This window comes from Erythrobacter rubeus (genome assembly GCF_014705715.1).
Classification (GTDB): Bacteria; Pseudomonadota; Alphaproteobacteria; order Sphingomonadales; family Sphingomonadaceae; genus Erythrobacter; species Erythrobacter rubeus.
On the sequence record NZ_JACXLC010000001.1, the window covers coordinates 815,366 to 835,631 of the forward strand.

30 protein-coding genes are annotated in these 20,266 nt (G+C 59.6%); 28 read left to right on the plus strand and 2 right to left on the minus strand.

All coding sequences use genetic code 11. The features are described 5' to 3' along the window. Positions 1–133: 133 nt before the first annotated feature. Positions 134–655 carry a hypothetical protein gene (locus IB285_RS03970; protein WP_190786958.1) on the minus strand — a complete coding sequence of 174 codons (522 nt, stop codon included), beginning with the start codon at positions 653–655 and terminating at the stop codon, positions 134–136. Next, positions 645–1,574, minus strand: a complete 930-nt coding sequence (locus tag IB285_RS03975; RefSeq protein ID WP_190786959.1) for a hypothetical protein — start codon at positions 1,572–1,574, stop codon at positions 645–647. Before IB285_RS03975 ends, IB285_RS03970 begins: the two co-directional genes overlap by 11 nt. Positions 1,575–2,115: 541 nt before the next feature. On the opposite strand from IB285_RS03975, the gene rpsL reads away from it, so the two are divergent. The 28 genes from rpsL (at position 2,116) to IB285_RS04115 (ending at position 20,054) form a co-directional block, all read left to right on the plus strand. Continuing rightward, positions 2,116–2,487, plus strand: coding sequence for a 30S ribosomal protein S12 (rpsL, locus tag IB285_RS03980; RefSeq protein ID WP_007164630.1), 372 nt, complete (start codon positions 2,116–2,118; stop codon positions 2,485–2,487). Between the two features lie 251 nt (positions 2,488–2,738). Then, on the plus strand, positions 2,739–3,209 hold the full coding sequence (gene rpsG, locus IB285_RS03985) for a 30S ribosomal protein S7 (RefSeq protein ID WP_190786960.1): 471 nt from the start codon (positions 2,739–2,741) through the stop codon (positions 3,207–3,209). Positions 3,210–3,312: 103 nt separating this feature from the next. Beyond that, positions 3,313–5,406 carry an elongation factor G gene (gene fusA, locus IB285_RS03990; RefSeq protein WP_190786961.1) on the plus strand — a complete coding sequence of 698 codons (2,094 nt, stop codon included), beginning with the start codon at positions 3,313–3,315 and terminating at the stop codon, positions 5,404–5,406. Between the two features lie 91 nt (positions 5,407–5,497). After that, positions 5,498–6,673, plus strand: a complete 1,176-nt coding sequence (gene tuf, locus IB285_RS03995; RefSeq protein ID WP_190786962.1) for an elongation factor Tu — start codon at positions 5,498–5,500, stop codon at positions 6,671–6,673. A gap of 312 nt (positions 6,674–6,985) precedes the next feature. Beyond that, a complete protein-coding gene (rpsJ, locus tag IB285_RS04000) occupies positions 6,986–7,297 on the plus strand; it encodes a 30S ribosomal protein S10 (RefSeq protein ID WP_061924928.1) in 312 nt (103 codons plus the stop codon). 297 nt (positions 7,298–7,594) lie between these two features. Beyond that, positions 7,595–8,410 carry a 50S ribosomal protein L3 gene (rplC, locus tag IB285_RS04005; RefSeq protein WP_190786963.1) on the plus strand — a complete coding sequence of 272 codons (816 nt, stop codon included), beginning with the start codon at positions 7,595–7,597 and terminating at the stop codon, positions 8,408–8,410. A gap of 3 nt (positions 8,411–8,413) precedes the next feature. Next, positions 8,414–9,037 (plus strand): 50S ribosomal protein L4, encoded by a 624-nt coding sequence (rplD, locus tag IB285_RS04010; RefSeq protein WP_190786964.1) that lies wholly within the window; start codon positions 8,414–8,416, stop codon positions 9,035–9,037. Continuing rightward, positions 9,030–9,338, plus strand: coding sequence for a 50S ribosomal protein L23 (locus tag IB285_RS04015; protein WP_190786965.1), 309 nt, complete (start codon positions 9,030–9,032; stop codon positions 9,336–9,338). Before rplD ends, IB285_RS04015 begins: the two co-directional genes overlap by 8 nt. An 8-nt stretch (positions 9,339–9,346) precedes the next feature. Continuing rightward, positions 9,347–10,183 (plus strand): 50S ribosomal protein L2, encoded by an 837-nt coding sequence (rplB, locus tag IB285_RS04020; RefSeq protein WP_190786966.1) that lies wholly within the window; start codon positions 9,347–9,349, stop codon positions 10,181–10,183. 6 nt (positions 10,184–10,189) lie between these two features. Beyond that, positions 10,190–10,465 carry a 30S ribosomal protein S19 gene (gene rpsS / locus IB285_RS04025; RefSeq protein WP_190786967.1) on the plus strand — a complete coding sequence of 92 codons (276 nt, stop codon included), beginning with the start codon at positions 10,190–10,192 and terminating at the stop codon, positions 10,463–10,465. Beyond that, positions 10,465–10,848: a 50S ribosomal protein L22 gene (gene rplV / locus IB285_RS04030; protein ID WP_190786968.1), complete on the plus strand. Its 384-nt coding sequence runs from the start codon at positions 10,465–10,467 to the stop codon at positions 10,846–10,848. Before rpsS ends, rplV begins: the two co-directional genes overlap by 1 nt. Before the next feature lies 1 nt (position 10,849). Continuing rightward, entirely contained in the window at positions 10,850–11,545 is a 696-nt protein-coding gene (gene rpsC / locus IB285_RS04035) for a 30S ribosomal protein S3 (protein WP_190786969.1), read from the plus strand. A 21-nt stretch (positions 11,546–11,566) separates the two neighbouring features. Further along, positions 11,567–12,001 carry a 50S ribosomal protein L16 gene (gene rplP, locus IB285_RS04040; protein ID WP_190786970.1) on the plus strand — a complete coding sequence of 145 codons (435 nt, stop codon included), beginning with the start codon at positions 11,567–11,569 and terminating at the stop codon, positions 11,999–12,001. Then, positions 12,001–12,213 (plus strand): 50S ribosomal protein L29, encoded by a 213-nt coding sequence (gene rpmC / locus IB285_RS04045; protein ID WP_190786971.1) that lies wholly within the window; start codon positions 12,001–12,003, stop codon positions 12,211–12,213. The genes rplP and rpmC overlap by 1 nt, the downstream gene beginning before the upstream one ends. Before the next feature lie 10 nt (positions 12,214–12,223). After that, positions 12,224–12,526, plus strand: a complete 303-nt coding sequence (rpsQ, locus tag IB285_RS04050; RefSeq protein ID WP_190786972.1) for a 30S ribosomal protein S17 — start codon at positions 12,224–12,226, stop codon at positions 12,524–12,526. 68 nt (positions 12,527–12,594) lie between these two features. Beyond that, positions 12,595–12,963, plus strand: a complete 369-nt coding sequence (gene rplN, locus IB285_RS04055; protein WP_010411138.1) for a 50S ribosomal protein L14 — start codon at positions 12,595–12,597, stop codon at positions 12,961–12,963. Between the two features lies 1 nt (position 12,964). Further along, positions 12,965–13,285, plus strand: a complete 321-nt coding sequence (gene rplX / locus IB285_RS04060) for a 50S ribosomal protein L24 (protein ID WP_190786973.1) — start codon at positions 12,965–12,967, stop codon at positions 13,283–13,285. Beyond that, positions 13,278–13,859: a 50S ribosomal protein L5 gene (gene rplE, locus IB285_RS04065; protein WP_190786974.1), complete on the plus strand. Its 582-nt coding sequence runs from the start codon at positions 13,278–13,280 to the stop codon at positions 13,857–13,859. The genes rplX and rplE overlap by 8 nt, the downstream gene beginning before the upstream one ends. A 43-nt stretch (positions 13,860–13,902) precedes the next feature. Continuing rightward, entirely contained in the window at positions 13,903–14,208 is a 306-nt protein-coding gene (gene rpsN, locus IB285_RS04070; protein ID WP_190786975.1) for a 30S ribosomal protein S14, read from the plus strand. An 11-nt stretch (positions 14,209–14,219) separates the two neighbouring features. Next, entirely contained in the window at positions 14,220–14,615 is a 396-nt protein-coding gene (gene rpsH / locus IB285_RS04075) for a 30S ribosomal protein S8 (protein ID WP_190786976.1), read from the plus strand. Then, on the plus strand, positions 14,615–15,148 hold the full coding sequence (gene rplF, locus IB285_RS04080) for a 50S ribosomal protein L6 (RefSeq protein WP_190786977.1): 534 nt from the start codon (positions 14,615–14,617) through the stop codon (positions 15,146–15,148). Before rpsH ends, rplF begins: the two co-directional genes overlap by 1 nt. Position 15,149: 1 nt before the next feature. After that, the gene (gene rplR, locus IB285_RS04085) at positions 15,150–15,494 is read left to right on the plus strand and encodes a 50S ribosomal protein L18 (protein WP_190786978.1); all 345 of its coding nucleotides are present in this window, start codon (positions 15,150–15,152) and stop codon (positions 15,492–15,494) included. Beyond that, positions 15,494–16,345, plus strand: a complete 852-nt coding sequence (gene rpsE / locus IB285_RS14980) for a 30S ribosomal protein S5 (protein ID WP_234033055.1) — start codon at positions 15,494–15,496, stop codon at positions 16,343–16,345. The genes rplR and rpsE overlap by 1 nt, the downstream gene beginning before the upstream one ends. Before the next feature lie 5 nt (positions 16,346–16,350). Beyond that, on the plus strand, positions 16,351–16,536 hold the full coding sequence (gene rpmD, locus IB285_RS04095; protein ID WP_190786979.1) for a 50S ribosomal protein L30: 186 nt from the start codon (positions 16,351–16,353) through the stop codon (positions 16,534–16,536). A 72-nt stretch (positions 16,537–16,608) separates the two neighbouring features. After that, positions 16,609–17,112 carry a 50S ribosomal protein L15 gene (gene rplO / locus IB285_RS04100; protein ID WP_190786980.1) on the plus strand — a complete coding sequence of 168 codons (504 nt, stop codon included), beginning with the start codon at positions 16,609–16,611 and terminating at the stop codon, positions 17,110–17,112. A 105-nt stretch (positions 17,113–17,217) separates the two neighbouring features. Then, positions 17,218–18,582 (plus strand): preprotein translocase subunit SecY, encoded by a 1,365-nt coding sequence (gene secY, locus IB285_RS04105; RefSeq protein WP_190786981.1) that lies wholly within the window; start codon positions 17,218–17,220, stop codon positions 18,580–18,582. Between the two features lie 65 nt (positions 18,583–18,647). Continuing rightward, positions 18,648–19,292 carry an adenylate kinase gene (locus tag IB285_RS04110; RefSeq protein ID WP_190786982.1) on the plus strand — a complete coding sequence of 215 codons (645 nt, stop codon included), beginning with the start codon at positions 18,648–18,650 and terminating at the stop codon, positions 19,290–19,292. 72 nt (positions 19,293–19,364) lie between these two features. Next, positions 19,365–20,054, plus strand: a complete 690-nt coding sequence (locus tag IB285_RS04115) for an SRPBCC family protein (RefSeq protein ID WP_190786983.1) — start codon at positions 19,365–19,367, stop codon at positions 20,052–20,054. Positions 20,055–20,266: the final 212 nt, after the last annotated feature.

Genomic DNA, 20,266 nt, shown 5'->3' on the forward strand with positions numbered 1-20,266 from the left:
GCCTTGGCGCGATGGGATCGAAGCTGGACGACCGAAAAAGCACTAGTCGCGAGCGCGGATGCGCTTACCGAAAACAAACACTCAGTGCGCGGTGTACATGTTCCCGGCTAACATGAGCACTCGGATCGAGCCCCTATTCATCTGAAAATTGGAAATGGAAAAGTGCGTGTAGTCGTTTCGAAATTATCAGAAGATTTATGAACAAATGGACCGCCATTCCGACTGCCATCCATTTGAATAAAAAAAGATCCGAGCCGGTCGCGATTGGAATTACGAAAATTGCCATTCCGATTATCATTATAAGCTTTAAATAGCTTAGTGCGAAGCTGACTTCCTTGACCAATTGGTTACGATCTCTCAGCCTTTGCTTTCCGCTAATGCTTGATGAATTATTTGTAGAGGGGGGAGGTGCTCCGTGAAGTGACACTAATACTCCCTGAACTGCAATAAATACGGCAACGAAAACGCCAAAAAGCGTGAAAAGGCTCAAATAAAATTCAGACTTTATACTTTCTTTAAACCAAATTGAGGATGCCGATGCAATACTTGGTACCCCAAAAAGAACAACCATGTCGAAAATAGAGGTGATGGACCATCTCTCGCCTCGGATAGTACCGATAAAGTCGAAAACTATTTTACTTACATCAATTTTCACGCGTCATATCCTGAAGCGTCTCGTAAACCGCAGCCAAAATTTTGTCCGCTTCCTTCTTTACTGATTGGAACGTCGGAAGTCCGTCGGCATCTTTTGAAACGTCCTCGGTGATATCAATGACACCCACTTCGTCATGAGCACCAAATACACCCACCGGTTTGATCTCTTTCCCTACCTTAACGTCGGCCACCGCTTTGTCGAAGTCGACACCGTCGTATGACAACACACCTGAGCCGTCAGCAGGCAGGCTGTTGATCAAATCTGTAAAATCACCAAGAAGATCATTTCTGCCTGCGAAGATTTTCACCGTCATGCGCTTGGTCGTGTGCGCTTTACCCTTAAAAAGTTTGTCGGCAAGATCGTTTGGCGGCTTCCGTGTTGTCAGAGCGATATTTTTGATTGGCTTTCCGGCATAGATTTTTGCTGAAGCGCCGGTAGGCATAAGCTTTCTTATTCGAAGCACTAACTCTGGATTCTCGCCTTCGAACCTTTTCCTCAGCTCCTCGAACACAAGCGTGATACACGATCTCCCGCTAAAAGACTCAAAAGCCGCGACGCAGAATTTTTCGCCTTCGGGGAGCCAGAAGCGATAAAAGAGATTCAAAACCTCTGAATCAGTGCGCTTTCGTCGATAATTCTCGTTACCAGTGGCGATATCAATCAGGCTCGCGGCGAAGCCGTACCGCCCATACGCAATTGTACCCTCATGGCCTGATAGCGTAGAGGTGCTTTCTGGGTTGAATTTCCAGCTCTTTTCGATATCGATCAGGTTCTGTGTACTTGTTCGCGACGTCACGAATTCTGACAAAAACTCAGGAAATGGTTTCGAAAGAGCCTCGTCGTCCAACGCAACAAATGAGGCTTTCCGCTTTTTTGTAATGAAAAGCTGATAAGTTCGAATGCCAACTGAGTGTGTCAAATATTCCTCCCGTTTTTTATTTGCCTATTTTGCTAGGCTAAATATTACAAGAGATTAACGGAGCGCGACGCACACCCTTGACCCAACCCCCAATCCCCCCTAAGTGCGCGCCCATCCGAGCGTGCCTCCTCCGAGTCCCGCTCGAACAATAGAGCTGAACATTGCCGGCCTTGTCCCGCGAGGTCTTGCTCCTTCGAGTAAGGCCTTTTCTATTGGGGCGCTTCCTTGTTTCGCTGGGTTCCTGCTTTTGCAGGAAATCACGAAGAGGGAACGTTTAGCGAGGCAGCCGTCAAAGTAACCCGGTGGCCGAAGGGCCGGTTTGGGTGGAGCGTTTCAGCTTGTGCCTTCGTGCGCTCCTGCAAAAGCAGGAGTCCACTGCGGCTCTGGGGTCCTGCGTTCGCAGGAAATCAGGTTGCCCGAAGCGCAAGCTACACTCCCCACGGACCGAGCCTTGAGTTGCCGCCATTTATTCTGATCCTTCCGGGCGCAAAACCGGTGCCCATTTTGCTGAAGGGTCAGGCAACACGGTGAAGAGTAACTTATGCCGACGATCAACCAGCTGGTCCGCAAGGGCCGCACTCCGCAGAAGGCCAAGTCCAAGGTCCCTGCGATGGAGCAGAACCCGCAGAAGCGCGGTGTCTGCACCCGCGTCTATACAACGACGCCGAAGAAGCCGAACTCCGCTCTGCGTAAGGTTGCCAAGGTGCGCCTGACGAACCAGCGCGAAGTCATCTCCTACATCCCGGGCGAAGGCCACAACCTGCAGGAGCACTCCGTTGTGCTCATCCGCGGCGGCCGTGTTCGCGACCTTCCCGGCGTTCGCTACCACGTCCTTCGCGGCGTGCTCGATACGCAAGGGGTCAAGGACCGCAAGCAGTCCCGCTCGAAGTACGGCGCCAAGCGGCCTAAATGATGGGTACGCCCTGAGCATCCGCTCAGGGCTACGGCACCGGCCCGCTCCCCCGCCCTTCCACCCGGAAACTATCCTCACGGTGGAAGGGCAGGGGAGCAGACCGGAGCCGGATTAGAGTTTCAACGCGGGTCCAGTCCTCTTCCCCGCCCTTTTGCCCATAAGGGTATCCTCCGGGTGGAAGGGCGGGGGAGAGGGCTGGAACCGCCAAGGCGACACGGATGTGTCGCCGCTCTCCGAAGGAGTTAGCAAGAATGTCACGTCGTCGTAGACCCGAAAAGCGGGTTATCCTTCCTGATCCCAAGTTTGGTGATCAGGTCCTTTCGAAGTTCATGAACAACCTGATGCTCGACGGTAAGAAAGCCGTTGCCGAAGGTATCGTGTACTCGGCGCTCGAAACGGTTGAGACCAAGGCCAAGGCCGATCCGGTGCAGCTGTTCCACGATGCGCTCAACAACGTAAAGCCGCAGGTCGAAGTGCGCAGCCGCCGTGTGGGCGGTGCGACGTACCAGGTGCCGGTCGAGGTTCGCCCCGAGCGTGCCCAGGCGCTCGCGATCCGCTGGCTGATCGGTGCTGCGCGCGGTCGTCCGGAAACCACCATGTCGGCGCGCCTCTCCGGTGAGCTCATGGATGCGGCGAACAACCGGGGCAACGCTGTGAAAAAGCGCGAAGACACGCACCGCATGGCGGATGCGAACCGCGCGTTCTCGCACTACCGTTGGTAAGATTGTGGGCAGGCGAGGGCACACGTCTTTCGCCTGTCACAATCCTCCCTATATGGGGCCCCATCCGCTGTGGCGGCCCCCACTGACGCTTAAGGAATGAATTATGGCCCGCGAGTATCCGCTGGAGCGCTATCGCAATATCGGCATCATGGCTCACATCGATGCCGGCAAGACCACCACGACCGAACGCATCCTGTATTACACGGGTAAGTCCTACAAGATCGGCGAAGTGCACGATGGCGCTGCGACGATGGACTGGATGGAGCAGGAGCAGGAACGCGGGATCACGATCACCTCGGCTGCGACCACGACCTTCTGGTCTGCCGAAGATGGCCAGGGTCCCAAGCACCGCATCAACATCATCGACACGCCGGGGCACGTGGACTTCACGATCGAAGTCGAACGTTCGCTTCGCGTGCTCGACGGCGCGGTTGCCGTGTTCGACGGCGTTGCCGGCGTTGAGCCGCAGTCCGAAACCGTCTGGCGCCAGGCCGACAAGTACGGCGTGCCGAGAATGTGCTTCGTGAACAAGCTCGATCGCACCGGTGCCGACTTCTACTACTGCGTCCAGAGCATCATCGATCGCCTCGGCGCGACGCCGCTGGTGCTGTACCTGCCGATCGGCGCTGAAGCCGACCTTCAGGGCGTTGTCGACCTCGTCAACAACCGCGGCATCATCTGGGAAAACGAAGCGCTTGGTGCGAACTTCAACTATGTCGATATCCCGGCCGATCTCGCCGACAAGGCTGCCGAATACCGCGAGAAGCTGATCGAGACCGTTGTCGAGCAAGACGACGACGTCATGGAAGCTTACCTCGAGGGCGAAGAGCCCGACGCAGCAACGCTCAAGCGGCTTATCCGCAAGGGCACCATGGCGCGCGACTTCGTGCCCGTGCTGTGCGGCTCGGCGTTCAAGAACAAGGGCGTTCAGCCGCTGCTCGATGCGGTGGTCGATTACATGCCTTCGCCGCTCGACGTTCCCGCCATTAAGGGTGTGAAGCCTGAAAGCGACGAGGAAGACGAGCGTCCGTCCGATGACAGCGCACCGTTCTCCGCACTGGCGTTCAAGATCATGAACGACCCGTTCGTCGGCTCGCTGACCTTCACCCGCATCTATTCGGGCCAGCTGTCGAAAGGTACTGTCCTGAACTCGGTCAAGGACAAGAAGGAAAAGATCGGCCGTATGCTGCTGATGCACTCGAACAATCGCGAGGACATCGAAGAGGCATTCGCCGGAGACATCGTTGCGATTGCGGGCCTGAAGGAAACCACCACCGGTGATACCCTTTGTGCGCCGAATGCTCCGATCATCCTTGAGCGGATGGAATTCCCCGATCCGGTTATCGAGCTGAGCGTTGAGCCGAAGACCAAGGCCGACCAGGAAAAGATGGGCGTTGCCCTCAACCGCCTGGCTGCCGAGGACCCAAGCTTCCGCGTCACCACCGATCACGAATCGGGCCAGACGATCATCAAGGGAATGGGCGAGCTTCACCTCGACATTCTCGTCGATCGCATGAAGCGCGAATTCAAGGTCGAAGCCAATGTCGGCGCGCCGCAGGTGGCTTACCGCGAATCGCTCGGCCGCGAAGTCGAACTCACCTACACCCACAAGAAACAGTCGGGTGGTTCGGGTCAGTTCGGTGAAGCCAAGGTTGTCGTCACCCCCGGTGAGCGCGGCCAGGGCATCATCTTCGAAGACGAGATCAAGGGCGGTAACATTCCGCGCGAATACATCCCGTCGGTCGAGAAAGGCATGCGCGAGCAGGCCGAAAGCGGCTTCCTGGTCGGCTTCCCGATCATCGATTTCACGATCCGCCTGATCGACGGCAAATACCATGACGTCGACTCGAGCACGGTCGCATTCGAAATCACCGGTCGCGGCGCGATGCGCGAAGCTGCGCAGAAGGCCGGGATCAAGCTGCTCGAGCCGGTTATGAAGGTTGAAGTTGTCACGCCGGAGGATTACCTCGGCGACGTCATCGGCGACCTGAACAGCCGTCGCGGTCAGATCCAGGGTACGGACAGCCGCGGCAACGCCCAGGCGGTCGAAGCATTCGTTCCGCTGGCCAACATGTTCGGCTACGTCAATGAGCTGCGTTCGTTCACACAGGGCCGTGCCCAGTACACGATGCAGTTCAGCCACTACGACGAAGTTCCGGCGAGCGTGGCGCAAGAGGTTAAGGAGAAGCTTGCTTAACCGAGCAAGCCGGTATAGGGGCGGCGCCTGATTCAGCGGGCACCGCCTTTCTCCCGCACGATTTCATTTTCTAACAGAGGTTATTTTCGAAATGGCGAAGGAAAAATTTGAGCGGAACAAGCCGCACGTAAACGTCGGCACCATCGGTCACGTTGACCACGGCAAGACCACGCTGACTGCGGCTATCACCAAGGTGCAGGGTGCAGCTGTCGATTTCGGTAACATCGACAAGGCTCCGGAAGAGCGCGAGCGCGGGATCACCATCTCGACCGCTCACGTTGAGTACGAAACCGACGCACGTCACTATGCGCACGTCGATTGCCCGGGCCACGCCGACTACGTGAAGAACATGATCACCGGTGCTGCTCAGATGGACGGCGCGATCCTGGTTGTGAACGCAGCTGACGGCCCCATGCCGCAGACCCGCGAGCACATCCTGCTTGCCCGTCAGGTCGGCGTTCCGGCTCTGGTCGTTTACATGAACAAGGTCGATCAGGTCGACGACGAAGAAATCCTCGAACTCGTTGAGCTCGAAGTCCGCGAACTGCTCAGCTCGTACGATTTCGATGGCGACAACATTCCGATCATCAAGGGTTCGGCTCTGGCCGCTCTCGAAGGCCGCGATCCGGAAATCGGCGAAAACTCCATCAAGGAACTGATGGACGCTGTCGACAACCACATCCCGCAGCCCGATCGTCCGGTCGACAAGGACTTCCTGATGCCGATCGAAGACGTGTTCTCGATCTCGGGTCGTGGTACGGTTGTCACCGGCCGTGTCGAAACCGGCAAGGTCAATGTTGGCGACGAAGTCGAAATCGTCGGCATCAAGGACACCCAGAAGACCACCGTCACCGGTGTCGAAATGTTCCGCAAGCTGCTCGATTCGGGTGAAGCCGGCGACAACATCGGCGCTCTGATCCGCGGCGTTGGCCGTGAAGACGTAGAGCGTGGTCAGGTTCTCGCGAAGCCCGGTTCGGTCAACCCGCACACCGAGTTCAGCGCAGAAGTCTACGTTCTGTCGAAGGACGAAGGTGGCCGTCACACGCCGTTCTTCGCCAACTACCGTCCGCAGTTCTACTTCCGCACCACCGACGTGACCGGCGAAGTGATCCTTCCCGAAGGCACCGAAATGGTGATGCCGGGCGACAACGTGACCATCAACGTCAAGCTGATCGCACCGATCGCCATGGACGAAGGTCTGCGTTTCGCTATCCGCGAAGGCGGCCGCACCGTGGGTTCGGGCGTTGTGAGCTCGATCACGAAGTAAGCTGCTGTTCCTCACGGAACGCACCAAATCAGGGGCCCGGTTCTTACATGAGAGCCGGGCCCCAATTTGTGTAAGAGTAGGTTCGCCGATCGCGGTGCAACGGGTCTCTTGCAAATAGCGCGAAATTCGTGGGTTTTCGGGGTTGCCAGAATCCTACTCGCTCCGTATATGCGCGACCAAGCCAACCGGGATTCGTCTCAGTTGCAACGAAATTCATGGGGCCTCCCGTCCGGGAAACCGGGGAAACAGGGTGGGCCTTTTATTTTTGGGAGCGGTAAAACGCTCCTTGGCTCTTTCGCATCGGTATAGGTAATGGAAGCACAGAATATCCGTATTCGCCTCAAGGCGTTCGACCATCGCGTTCTCGACCAGGCAACTGGAGAGATTGCAGAAACAGCGCGTCGTACGGGTGCTCTTATTCGTGGCCCCATTCCCATGCCGACGCGTATCGAGAAGTTCACCGTGAACCGCGGCCCGCACATCGACAAGAAGTCGCGCGAGCAGTTCGAGGTGCGCACCTACAAGCGGCTGCTCGATATCGTACAGCCCAACGCCCAGACAGTCGACGCGCTGATGAAGCTCGACCTTGCTGCAGGCGTGAACGTCGAGATCAAGCTTGCTTAAGGGCGAGTGATCCCCGGACTTGATCCGGGGTCCAGGGCACCAAGGCTCTGGGTTCCTGCTTCCGCAGGAACGCACAGTGAGAAGAACCTCTTCTCGCAGACATTGGGATACCGCCGAGCATGCTCGGGCTGCGTCCCCCGTCTAGCCAAACTGCCAAATCGGGCAGGGCGGCACTCGGCCCGGACGGGGCGACGCATGACAATTTGGGCTGGAGGGTTTCTGTGGGGCGGTCGCCTTGCAGTCGCCCGTCACGCACCTGGGGATGGTCCCCTTGTGCCTCTGTTAGGAGTTTAGACGATGCGCACAGGCGTGATCGCAAAGAAGGTTGGGATGACCCGCCTCTTCCAGGAGGACGGTCGGCACGTGCCCGTAACCGTGCTCGCTCTGGAAGATTGCCAGGTCGTCTCGCACCGCACCGCAGATACGGACGGCTACTTCGCAGTCCAGCTGGGTGCAGGCGAAGCAAAACAGAAAAACGTGGCGAAGCCGCAGCGTGAACACTTCGGCAAGGCCGGTGTCGGGCTGAAGAAGCGCGTCGCAGAATTCCGCGTCGAAAACGAAGAAGGTCTCCCGCCTGTCGGAGCGCTGATCAGTGCCGATCACTTCGTTGCCGGCCAGAAGGTCGACATCACCGGCCACACGCAGGGTAAGGGCTTTGCTGGCGCCATGAAGCGTTGGGGCTTCGGCGGTCTTCGCGCCACCCACGGTGTCTCGATCTCGCACCGTTCGCACGGTTCGACGGGTAACCGTCAGGATCCGGGCCGCGTGTTCAAGGGCAAGAAGATGGCCGGTCACATGGGTGATCGCCAGCGTACCCAGCAGAACCTCGAAGTGGTTCGCACCGATGCAGACCGTGGCCTGATCTTCGTAAAGGGCTCCGTCCCCGGTTCGAAGAATGGCTGGTTGCTTGTGAGCGACGCCGTGAAGAAGGCATTCGCCGAGGAACTCCCGTTCCCGGCAGCTCTGGTCGATACCGCGAAACCGCAGGACGAAGTCGAAGCTCCGGCTTCGGAAGAGACCATCGAAACCCCGTCGCAGGGCGAAGAAGCAGCCGCAGACGATTGCGCTCCGGCAGCCGATGCTCCCGCCGGCGACGAGAAGAAGGAAGACTAAGCCATGAAGGTGAAGGTCCAGAAAATCGACGGGAAGGCGTCGGGCGACATCGAGCTGAACGATGACGTGTTCGGCGTAGAGCCGCGCGCAGACATCCTGCACCGCGTTGTCACCTGGCAGCTCGAAAACCGCCGTGGCACCGCACGCCCGACGCGTGAGCGTTCGGACGTCGCCCGCACCGGCAAGAAGTTCGGCCCGCAAAAGGGTTCGGGCGGCGCACGTCACGGCGATCGCGGCGCTCCGATCTTTATCGGCGGCGGTAAGGCCCACGGCGCGCGCAAGCGTGACTTCAACCAGTCGCTGAACAAGAAAGTTCGCGCACTGGGCCTGAAGATGGCGCTTTCGAGCAAAGCGAAAGACGGCCTCGTGGTTGTCGACAGCCTCGCGCTGAAAGAAGCCAAGACGCAGGCGCTCAAAGGTCACTTCGCCAAGCACGGCTTTGCCGGCAAGGTGCTCGTGATCGACGGCGAAAGCGTCGACGATGGTTTCAAGAAGGCCGCTGGCAACCTTCCGGGCGTGAACGTGCTCCCGGCCGCAGGCGCCAACGTCTACGACATTCTCAACCACGACACGCTGGTCCTGACCAAGGACGCTGTCGAAAAGCTGGAGGCGCGCTTCAATGGCTAAGAAAGATGGCATCGATGCGCGTCACTACGACGTGATCCTGGCCCCGCACATCACCGAAAAGTCGACCATGGCTTCGGAGAACAACGCGGTGGTATTCAAGGTGGCGAATGACGCAACCAAGCCGCAGATCAAGGAAGCGGTTGAGGCGATCTACGACAAGAAGGTCGTCGCGGTGAACACCATTCTCACCAAGGGCAAGACGAAGCGCTGGCGGGGCAAGCCCTACAAGCGTTCGGATTTCAAAAAGGCTGTCGTACGCCTCGCTGACGGCGAGATGATCGACATCACCAGCGGTATCTGAGGCGGATCATGGCACTCAAGAATTACAAACCAACGAGCCCCGCGCGCCGCGGCCTCATCCTGGTCGACAAGTCCGGTCTCCACAAAGGTGGTCCGGTCAAGTCGCTCACGGAAGGCAAGCGCAAGACCGGCGGCCGGAACAACAAGGGTCATGTCACGTCGCGTGGCATCGCCGGCGGTCACAAGCAGAAGTACCGCTTCATCGACTTCAAGCGTCGCAAGTGGGATGTCCCCGCGACCGTCGAGCGGATCGAATACGACCCCAACCGCACCGCCTTCATCGCACTGCTGAAGTACGAAGACGGCGAACTGGCCTACATCCTCTGCCCGCAGCGTCTTGCTGTCGGCGATACGGTAGTGGCCGGTGAAAAGGTCGACACGAAGCCGGGCAATGCCATGCTTCTGGGTCAGATGCCGGTCGGCACGATCTGCCACAACGTGGAGATGAAGCCGGGCAAGGGCGGTCAGATCGCTCGCAGCGCTGGCACCTATGTTCAGCTCGTCGGCCGTGACCGCGGCATGGTTATCGTTCGCCTCAACTCGGGCGAGCAGCGTTACCTGCGCTCCGATTGCATGGGTACGGTTGGCGCGGTTTCGAACCCGGACAACCAGAACCAGAACTTCGGCAAGGCCGGTCGCACCCGTTGGAAGGGTCGCCGTCCGCTCACTCGCGGTGTCGCAAAGAACCCGGTCGATCACCCGCACGGTGGTGGTGAAGGCCGCACCAGCGGTGGCCGTCATCCGGTGACCCCGTGGGGCAAGCCGACCAAGGGCGCCCGCACTCGTAAGAACAAGCAGACGGACAAGATGATCATCCGTTCGCGTCACGCGAAGAAGAAGAGGTAAGACACGATGGCACGTTCCGTATGGAAAGGTCCGTTTGTCGAGCTCAGCCTGCTCAAAAAGGCAGAGGACGCACAGGAAGCTGGCAGCAGCAAGCCGATCAAGACCTGGTCGCGCCGCTCCACGATCCTGCCGCAGTTCGTTGGGCTGACCTTCAACGTTTATAACGGACAGAAATTCATTCCCGTCTCCGTTTCGGAAGAGATGGTCGGCCACAAGCTCGGTGAATTCGCGCCAACGCGCAGCTTCCCCGGCCACGCTGCCGACAAGAAGGGCAAGCGCTAATGAGCAAGGCAAAATCACCCCGCCGCGTTGCGGATAACGAGGCCCTGGCTGTCGGCACGCAGATTCGCGGCTCGGCTCAGAAGCTGAACCTCGTTGCGCAGCTGATCCGCGGCAAGAAAGCCGAAGAAGCGCTGAACATCCTGTCGTTCTCCAAGAAGGCGATGGCCAAGGATGCCAGCAAGGTTCTCGCATCGGCGATCGCCAATGCGGAAAACAATCACGATCTCGATGTCGACGCTCTCGTCGTCGCTGAGGCTTCGGTTGGCAAGTCGATCACCATGAAGCGGTTCCACACGCGTGGTCGCGGTAAGTCGACCCGTATCCTTAAGCCGTTCAGCAAGCTGCGCATTGTGGTTCGCGAACAGCAAGAAGAAGAGGTGTAAGATGGGCCAGAAGAGCAATCCGATCGGTCTGCGCCTGCAGATCAACCGCACCTGGGACAGCCGCTGGTACGCCGAAGGGCGTGACTACGCCGCGCTGCTCAGCGAAGACATCAAGATCCGCAAGTACATCGTCGAGAACCTGACACAGGCAGCGATCTCGAAGGTTGTGATCGAGCGTCCGGCCAAGCTGTGCCGCGTCTCGATCTATGCGGCTCGCCCCGGCGTCATCATCGGCAAGAAGGGCGCGGACATCGAAAAGCTGCGTCAGAAGCTGGCCACGATGACCGAAAGCGAAGTGAAGCTGAACATCGTCGAGATCCGCAAGCCGGAAATCGACGCGAAGCTTGTCGCTCAGGGTATCGCCGATCAGCTGGTTCGCCGCGTGGCTTTCCGCCGTGCGATGAAGCGCGCCATGCAGTCGGCCATGCGTCTTGGCGCCGAAGGCATCAAGATCGTGTGCGGTGGCCGTCTCGGCGGCGCTGAAATCGCCCGCGTGGAGCAGTATCGTGAAGGCCGCGTGCCGCTTCACACGCTGCGCGCCAATATCGATTACGCTGAAACCGAAGCGCTGACTGCATACGGCATCATCGGCATCAAGGTCTGGGTCTTCAAGGGCGAGATCCTCGCTCACGATCCGACCGCACAGGACCGCCTGATGATGGAATCGCAGACCTCCGGCGTTCGTCCGGCTCGCTGATTGCAGGATTAGGAAGAAACCATGCTGCAACCGAAGAAAACCAAGTACCGCAAGGCCTTTAAGGGCCGGATCAAGGGCGATGCAAAGGGCGGCACCACGCTGAACTTTGGCTCCTATGGTCTGAAAGCTCTCGAGCCCGAGCGGATCACCGCGCGCCAGATCGAAGCGGCTCGCCGCGCGATCACGCGTCACATGAAGCGTCAGGGTCGTCTCTGGATCCGCGTGTTCCCGGACGTACCCGTGTCCAAGAAGCCTGCCGAAGTTCGTCAGGGTAAGGGCAAGGGCTCGGTCGAATACTGGGCAGCGCGCGTAAAGCCGGGCCGCATCCTGTTTGAACTCGACGGTGTTTCGGGACCGATCGCCGCAGCCGCTTTCGAGCGTGCCGCGATGAAGCTTCCGATCAAGACCAAAGTCGTCGCCCGTCTGGGTGACACCAGCCACCTGGGAGGCGAATGATGGCCGATATCGAAGATCTTCGCACGAAGACCGACGACCAGCTCTCCACCGAGCTAACCGAGCTTAGGCGCGAGCAGTACAACCTGCGTTTCCAGTCGGCGACGAACCAGCTGGAAAAGCCTTCGCGTATCCGTGAAGTGCGCCGCAACATCGCGCAGATCAAAACGCTGCAGAACGAGCGCGCTGCGAAAGCCGCCGCTGAAAAGGCGTAAGGAGTAGACAATGCCGAAACGTATCCTGATCGGAACTGTCACCTCCGACAAGACCGACAAGACCGTGACCGTGCTGGTCGAACGCAAGGTGAAGCACCCGCTTTACGGGAAGATCATCCGTCGTTCGAAAAAGTATCACGCGCACGATGAGAAGAACGAATATGCGATGGGCGACATCGTCCGGATCGAGGAGACCAAACCGATCTCCAAGACCAAGACGTGGGCCGTGAAGGATCGGGTTGTTGCCGGCGGTACGCAGGCCGTCGAAGCCGATCTCGAAGTCGCCGAAGCCACCCCGGGTGGCGCAGAATAATTTGACGTAGGAACTCCCGGGCTGGTTCTGGCCAAAGTCCCGGAAAGCCAAGAGAAGGAACCGGATCAATGATCCAGATGCAATCCAATCTCGACGTCGCGGACAATAGCGGCGCAAAGCGCGTCCAGTGCATCAAGGTGCTGGGCGGGTCGAAGCGTCGGTTTGCCTCCGTTGGCGACGTGATCGTGGTTTCCGTGAAGGAAGCCCAGCCGCGCGCAAAGGTCAAAAAGGGCGATGTTCATCGTGCCGTGATCGTTCGCACCAAGAAGGACGTTCGCCGTCCCGATGGCAGCGTGATCCGTTTTGACAGCAACGCTGCGGTCCTCGTGAACAAGAGCGAAGAGCCGATCGGCACCCGTATCTTTGGCCCGGTGGTCCGCGAACTGCGCGGCCGGGGCTTCATGAAGATCATCTCGCTCGCACCGGAGGTGCTCTAAGATGGCATCCGCTAAGATCAAGAAGGGCGACAAGGTTGTCGTGCTTTCGGGCAAGGACAAGGGCCGCACCGGCACTGTCCAGCAGGTCATGCCGAAAGATGGCAAGATCGTTGTCGAAGGCATCAATGTCGTTGCCCGTCACCGCAAGCCGAGCCAGCAGAACCCGCAGGGTGGCATCGACCGTTTCCCGGCTCCGATGCACATCGCCAAGGTTGCTGTGGCCGATCCCAAGGATGACGCGCCAACCCGTGTCCGTTTCGAAATGAAGGACGGCAAGAAGGTGCGCGTTGCCGTGAAGAGTGGGGAGACCATCGATGGCTGATTACACTCCGCGCATGAAGTCCCGTTATGAGGACGAGATCGTCAAGGCGATGACTGAGAAGTTCGGCTACACGAACCGTCTCCAGGTCCCGCGCCTCGAAAAGGTCACGCTCAACATGGGTGTGGGCGAAGCGAGCCAGGACAAGAAGAAGGTCCAGACCGCAGCCGAGGAAATGGCTCTGATCGCTGGTCAGAAACCTGTCATCACCAAGGCGAAGAAATCGATCGCTCAGTTCAAGCTGCGCGAAGGCATGCCGATCGGTTGCAAGGTCACCCTGCGCCGCGATCGCATGTACGAATTCATGGATCGTCTCGTCACCATCGCCATGCCGCGCATCCGCGACTTTCGCGGGCTGAACGCAAAGTCGTTCGACGGCCGCGGCAATTACGCGATGGGTCTCAAGGAACAGATCGTGTTCCCCGAGATCAGCTACGACAAGATCGAAAAAGTTCGCGGAATGGACATCATCGTGACCACGACTGCGAACACCGATGAAGAGGCGCGCGAGCTGCTGCGTCTTTTCGGCTTCCCGTTCCAGGGCGAAGCCAAGAGCGAACAGAAAGAGGCGGCGTGAGCCGTTTCATGACCGAAACAGAAGGTAAGAGAGCTTAAGTCCAATGGCGAAACTGAGTTCCATCAACAAGAATGAGCGTCGCAAGAAGCTCGTTAAGCAGTACGCAGCAAAGTACGAGAAGCTGAAGGCGATTGCCGATGACAAGTCGCTCGACGAAGCAGAACGTCTCATCGCGCGTCTCAAAATGGCGGAAATTCCGCGCAACGCGAACCCGACCCGCGTGCGCAACCGCTGTTCCACCACCGGCCGCCCGCGCGGCTATTATCGCAAGTTCGGCATCAACCGTATCGAACTGCGCAACCTCGGCAACAAGGGCCTGATTCCAGGCCTGACGAAGTCGAGCTGGTGAGGATCTGACAAATGGCTATGACCGATCCACTGGGTGATATGCTCACCCGCATCCGCAACGGGCAGCAGGCGAAGAAGGACAGCGTCCTTTCGCCAGCGTCCAAGCTGCGTGCGAACGTGCTCGAGGTTCTGACCCGCGAAGGCTACATCCGTGGCTACAGCGAGGATGAAACCGGCAAGCACAAGGCGCTGCGGATCGAACTGAAATATTTCGAAGGCGAACCTGCGATCAAGCATGTGAGCCGCGTTTCCAAGCCTGGCCGCCGCGTCTATTCGGGTTCGAAAGAGCTGCCGATCGTGCGCAACGGCCTTGGCATCACCATCGTCTCCACCCCGCGCGGTGTCCTCTCGGACGCTGAAGCGCGTGAGGGCAATGTCGGCGGTGAAGTGCTTGCGGAGGTCTTCTGATGAGCCGCATTGGTAAAAAGGCGGTCGCTATCCCCAATGGGGTCACGGCCAATATCGACAACGGCACGCTGAGCGTGAAGGGCCCGAAAGGTACCCTCACCATGGGTCTGTCCGACCTCATCGACTACAAGGTCGAAGGCGACGAAATCCATGTGAACCCGGCCAACGACACCAAGCAGGCACGGTCCTATTGGGGCATGCAGCGCACGCTGGTTTCGAACCTGGTCGAAGGTGTCACCGAAGGCTTTTCGAAGACGCTCGAGATTTCCGGCGTTGGTTACCGTGCGAAGGCGCAGGGCAAGACCCTGAAGCTGGAGCTCGGCTTCAGCCACGATGTCGATCTCGAAGTGCCTGAAGGTATCGAAGTCAAAACGCCCGATCAGACCACGGTCGAGATCTCCGGCATCGACAAGCAGGCCGTCGGCCAGTTTGCTGCCGAAATCCGCCGCTGGCGCAAGCCCGAGCCCTACAAGGGCAAAGGCATCAAGTATCGCGGCGAATATGTCTTCCGCAAGGAAGGAAAGAAGAAGTAAGATGGCAAAGCTCTCTCTCTTTGAACGTCGCCGCCGCCGTGTTCGCAGCGCTCTTCGCGCTCGCGCCGGTGACAAGCCGCGCCTGTCGGTGCACCGCACCGGTCGCCACATCTACGCGCAGATCATCAACGACGCCGAAGGCCGCACCGTGGCCGCTGCGTCGACCCTGGGGGCCAAGTCCTCGGGCGCGAATGTCGATGCCGCCGCAAAGGTCGGCAAGGACATCGCGGATGCCGCGAAGAAGGCCGGCGTGACCACTGTCGTGTTCGATCGCGGCGGGTTCCTGTTCCATGGCCGCGTGAAAGCGCTGGCCGATGCCGCTCGCGAAGGCGGGCTGGAGTTCTGATGATGGCCGACGACAAGAAACCAGAAGATAACACCCCGGCAGAAGCCACCGAAGCTCCGGCGACGCCGGAAGTGACCGAAACGCCTGAAGCAGCGGCTGCCAAAGCCAACGCCGACGTTCCGGCTGCAGTGGAAACGCCTTCGGAAGCTGCCGACAACCAGAATCCGGCGCAGGAGCCATCCGCTCAGCCGACCGAACAGCCCAAGGCTGAAGAGCGCCAGGGCCGCGGTCGTGGTCGTGGCGGTGACAATCGCGGCGGTGGCCGTGGCCGCGGTGGACGCGACAATCGCCGTGGCGGTCGCCGCGAAGAGGAAGATGACGGCATCATCGAAAAGCTGGTGCACATCAACCGCGTCTCCAAGACCGTCAAGGGTGGTAAGCGCTTCGGCTTTGCTGCGCTCGTCGTGGTCGGTGACGGTCAGGGCCGCGTCGGCTTCGGCAAGGGTAAGGCACGCGAAGTGCCGGAAGCCATTACCAAGGCAACCGCTGCTGCTCGCAAGCACATGATCCGCGTCGCTCTGAAAGAAGGCCGCACGCTGCATCACGATGCAAACGGGCGTTTCGGTGCCGGCAAGGTCACCGTCCGCACAGCGCCTCCCGGTACCGGCATCATCGCCGGTGGTCCGATGCGTGCCGTGTTCGAAAGCCTCGGCGTTGCCGACGTTGTCACCAAATCGGTCGGCACGTCCAACCCGTACAACATGATCCGCGCCACGTTCGATGCGCTCGTCAACCAGACTTCGCCGAAGTCGGTTGCCCAGCGTCGCGGCAAGAAAGTCGCCGACCTGCTGGGTCGCGGCGGCGCCGACAAGGCGGAGGCTGAAGCCGACGCCGCAGCAGTTGTGGAGTAAGATCAATGGCTGCCAAGAAAACAGTGATGATCAGACAGATCGGTTCGCCGATCCGTCGTCCCGAAAGCCAGCGCAAGATCCTCATCGGTCTTGGGCTTAACAAGATGCACAAGGTCGTCGAGCGTCAGGATACCCCTGAAGTGCGCGGCGCGATCGCCAAGATCCCGCATCTGGTCGAAGTGGTCGACTAAATCATAATCGGGGCCTCGCATCGTGCGGGGCCTCATTCTTTCAGCGCGAACAAAAGCGAAAGCGAGTGCAACATGAAACTCAACGACATCCGTGACAATGAAGGCGCCCGCAAGGGTCGCATGCGCGTCGGCCGTGGTATCGGCTCGGGCAAGGGCAAGACCGCTGCACGCGGCCAGAAGGGCCAGAAGAGCCGTTCGGGCGTAGCGATCAAGGGCTTCGAAGGCGGCCAGATGCCGCTTCACATGCGCCTGCCAAAGCGCGGCTTTAACAACCCGTTCGGCAAGGATTACGCCGAAGTGAACATCGGCATGGTCCAGAAATGGATCGATGCGAAGAAGCTCGACGGCAAGAAAGACGTCACCGAAGAGGCCCTGCGCGAATCCGGACTGGTCCGCGGCGGCAAGGACGGCGTTCGTCTGCTCGGCAAGGGTGAGATCAAGGCCAAGGTCAAGTTCGTCGTCACCGGCGCGACCAAGGGCGCGATCGCAGCCGTCGAAAAGGCGGGCGGCAGCGTCGAAGTGACCGCTCCGACCAATGCCGAAGTGAAGGCCGCCAACGCCCAAGCGGCAAAATAATACCAGAAAAGCTGGGGCAGGGGGTTCGACAACGGGCCTCCTGCACCCTATCTATCCGTTCTGAGCCGGGACGGGCCGGCGCAAGACCAGGATTAACGCAGTACAATGGCATCACGCGCCGATAACATCGCCAGCAACATGAACCTCGGCAATTTTGCCAAGGCGACAGAGCTGCGCCAACGCATCTGGTTCACGATCGGTGCGCTGATCGTTTTCCGTTTTCTCAGCTATGTTCCGCTGCCCGGGGTCAACCCGGCTGCTTTGCAGAACCTCGCCGATCTCGGCCGGGGCGGCGTGCTCGAGCTGTTCAACACGTTTTCGGGCGGCAGCCTTGAGCGGATGAGCCTCATCGCGCTCGGCGTCATGCCCTATATCACCGCCTCGATCGTCGTGCAGATGGCCTCGGCGCTGCACCCGACCCTTGCGGCTCTCAAGAAAGAGGGCGCAACCGGGCGGCAGAAGCTGAACCAGTACACCCGTTACGGCACGGTCTTCCTCTGTGCGATCCAGGGCTATTTCCTCGCCGCAGGCCTCGAAAGTTTCAGCGCGCAGAACGGCATCTCCGCCGTGGTCGAGCCGGGATACATGTTCCGCGTTGGCGCTGTCATCAGCCTCGTCGGCGGTACGATGTTCCTCCTGTGGCTGGGTGAGCAGATCACCTCGCGCGGGATCGGTAACGGCGTCTCGCTCATCATCATGGCAGGCATCGTCGCCCAGTTCCCGACCTTCGCGACCAACCTGTTCGAAGGCGGCCGCACGGGTTCGATCTCGCCAGGCATCATCATCGGCTTCCTCATCATGGTTGTCGTCCTGATCCTGCTGATCTCCTATGTCGAGCGCGCGCAGCGGCGCCTGCTCGTCAAATACCCGAAGCGCGCGACCCAGAACGGGATGATGCAGCAGGACAATTCCTACCTGCCGCTGAAGCTCAATACTGCCGGTGTTATTCCGCCGATTTTCGCAAGCTCACTGCTGCTCTTGCCGCTCACGATTTCGCAATTCGCTGGAAATTCGGTCGATACCGAAAGCACGTTCGGCGGTGTGATCGTGACGCTGAACCAGTATCTCGCGCACGGACAGCCGATTTACATGACGCTGTATGGTCTCGGCATCATCTTCTTCACATTCTTCTACACGGCGGTCGTCTTCAATCCCGAAGAGCGCGCCGAGGATCTGAAGAAGGGCGGCGGGTTCATTCCGGGCATCCGTCCGGGCAAGCGGACCGCCGATTACCTCGAATATGTCCTCACCCGGATCACCGTCGTCGGTGCGATCTACCTGACGCTCGTCTGTGTGATCCCGGAATACATGATCGCCCAAACGGGTATCCCGCTGTTCCTCGGCGGAACCAGCCTGCTGATCGTGGTGAACGTGACCGTGGACACGCTCAGCCAGATCCAGTCGCACCTGTTGGCGCACCAGTACGGCGATCTAATCAAGAAGGCTAAGTTGAAAGGCCGCATGCGTTAACGCATGAATGCGGCTGAACTGTTGGAACGCGCGGCCGAGTGTCGCGCCATAATGGGGGTTCGTCGGTGAACATCATTCTTCTTGGGCCTCCCGGAGCAGGCAAAGGCACGCAGAGCGCAGGACTGGTGGAGCGCCATTCGATGCGGCAGCTGTCGACCGGCGATATGCTTCGTGCGGCGGTGAAGGGCGGAACGCCTGTCGGCCTGAAGGCCAAGGCCGTGATGGACCGCGGCGAGCTTGTCTCCGATGAAATCGTGTCCGAGCTGATCGATGCCAACCTTGCCGCGATGGACAAGGGTGAGGGCGCGATCTTCGATGGCTACCCCCGCACGGCGGCGCAGGCGGAGGATCTCGACCGCATCCTCGCCAAGCACGGACGCAGCCTCGATCACGTGATCGAGCTCGGCGTCGATGTCGATGCGCTGGTCGAACGCATTACGGGCCGCTTCAGCTGCGCCAAGTGCGGCGCGCTGTATCACGACACCGCCAATCCTCCCTCGAAAGAGGGCGTGTGCGATGTGTGCGGTTCGACCGAGTTCAAGCGCCGGCCCGACGATAACGAGGAAACGGTGCGCACGCGCATGGATGAATACCGCGCAAAAACCGCCCCGATCCTGCCCGGATATGAAGCGCGCGGTATCGTGACGCGCGTGGACGGCATGGCCGGTATCGAAGAGGTCGCCACCGCGATCGACGCGATCCTCGCCTGATCGCTTCTCAAAGGCGGGCCTTTCGCTCAACGCAGCAATCGCATAAGCATCGCCCAGAGGGAGATTTGGGTCATGCGCAAAATCATCACATCAATCGGTGCCGCCGCGGCACTGCTCGCAGGCACGCCGCTCGCGGCAGAAGTCACCGACGAGAGCGAAGCCGGCTTCGTTACCCGTGATGAGGCGGTGGTCGATGCGACGCCCAAAGAGGTCTGGCTGGCGCTGATCACGCCTTCGACCTGGTGGAATTCGGCCCATACCTGGTCCGCCGATTCCTCCAACCTCACCCTTACTCCGCAGGCGGGCGGATGCTTTTGCGAAACCATCCCCGAGGCAGAAGATGCCGGACGCATCACCCTCGAAGGCAGCGTGGAGCATATGCGGGTGATTCAGGCCTATCCGGAGTCGGCGCTGCGCATGACCGGCGCTCTCGGTCCGCTGCAAAGCGAGCCGGTGACGGGCATCCTCACAATCGCGCTCAGCGAAGTCGATGCCGGCACCCGGATCGTGTGGGAATACAATGTCGGCGGCAAGATGCGGTTCGAGACGCCAGTCATCGCGAGGGCGGTCGATGGAGTCATGTCCGAGCAACTGAATGGACTGGCGAACCTGCTTGGCCGAGTCGGCGGAGCCGCAGCCGCGCCCGATGCAGATACCGATGCGGAAGGTGAGGGCGACGCGGACGAAAGCCCGGAAAACGACGAGCCTGCAAACGAAGAACCGGAAAGCGAAGAGACACCTTCAAGCGACGCAGACGGCTGAGGCCTCATAGCCCGGCGGAAGCCCGCATCACCCTTTGCACAGACTGTTTTTGACGGGTGCGTGAGCGGGCGTTATCGTACCTCTTGAAACCACTGCTGAGCTGCCCATATTGGCGGCTCAATGGTTTATGCGCGTGCCTGCTGTTGACTGCTACCGAGAATCGCAGTAAGCGCGCGGCTCACTCGACACGCCAAATACGACCCTGGCGACAC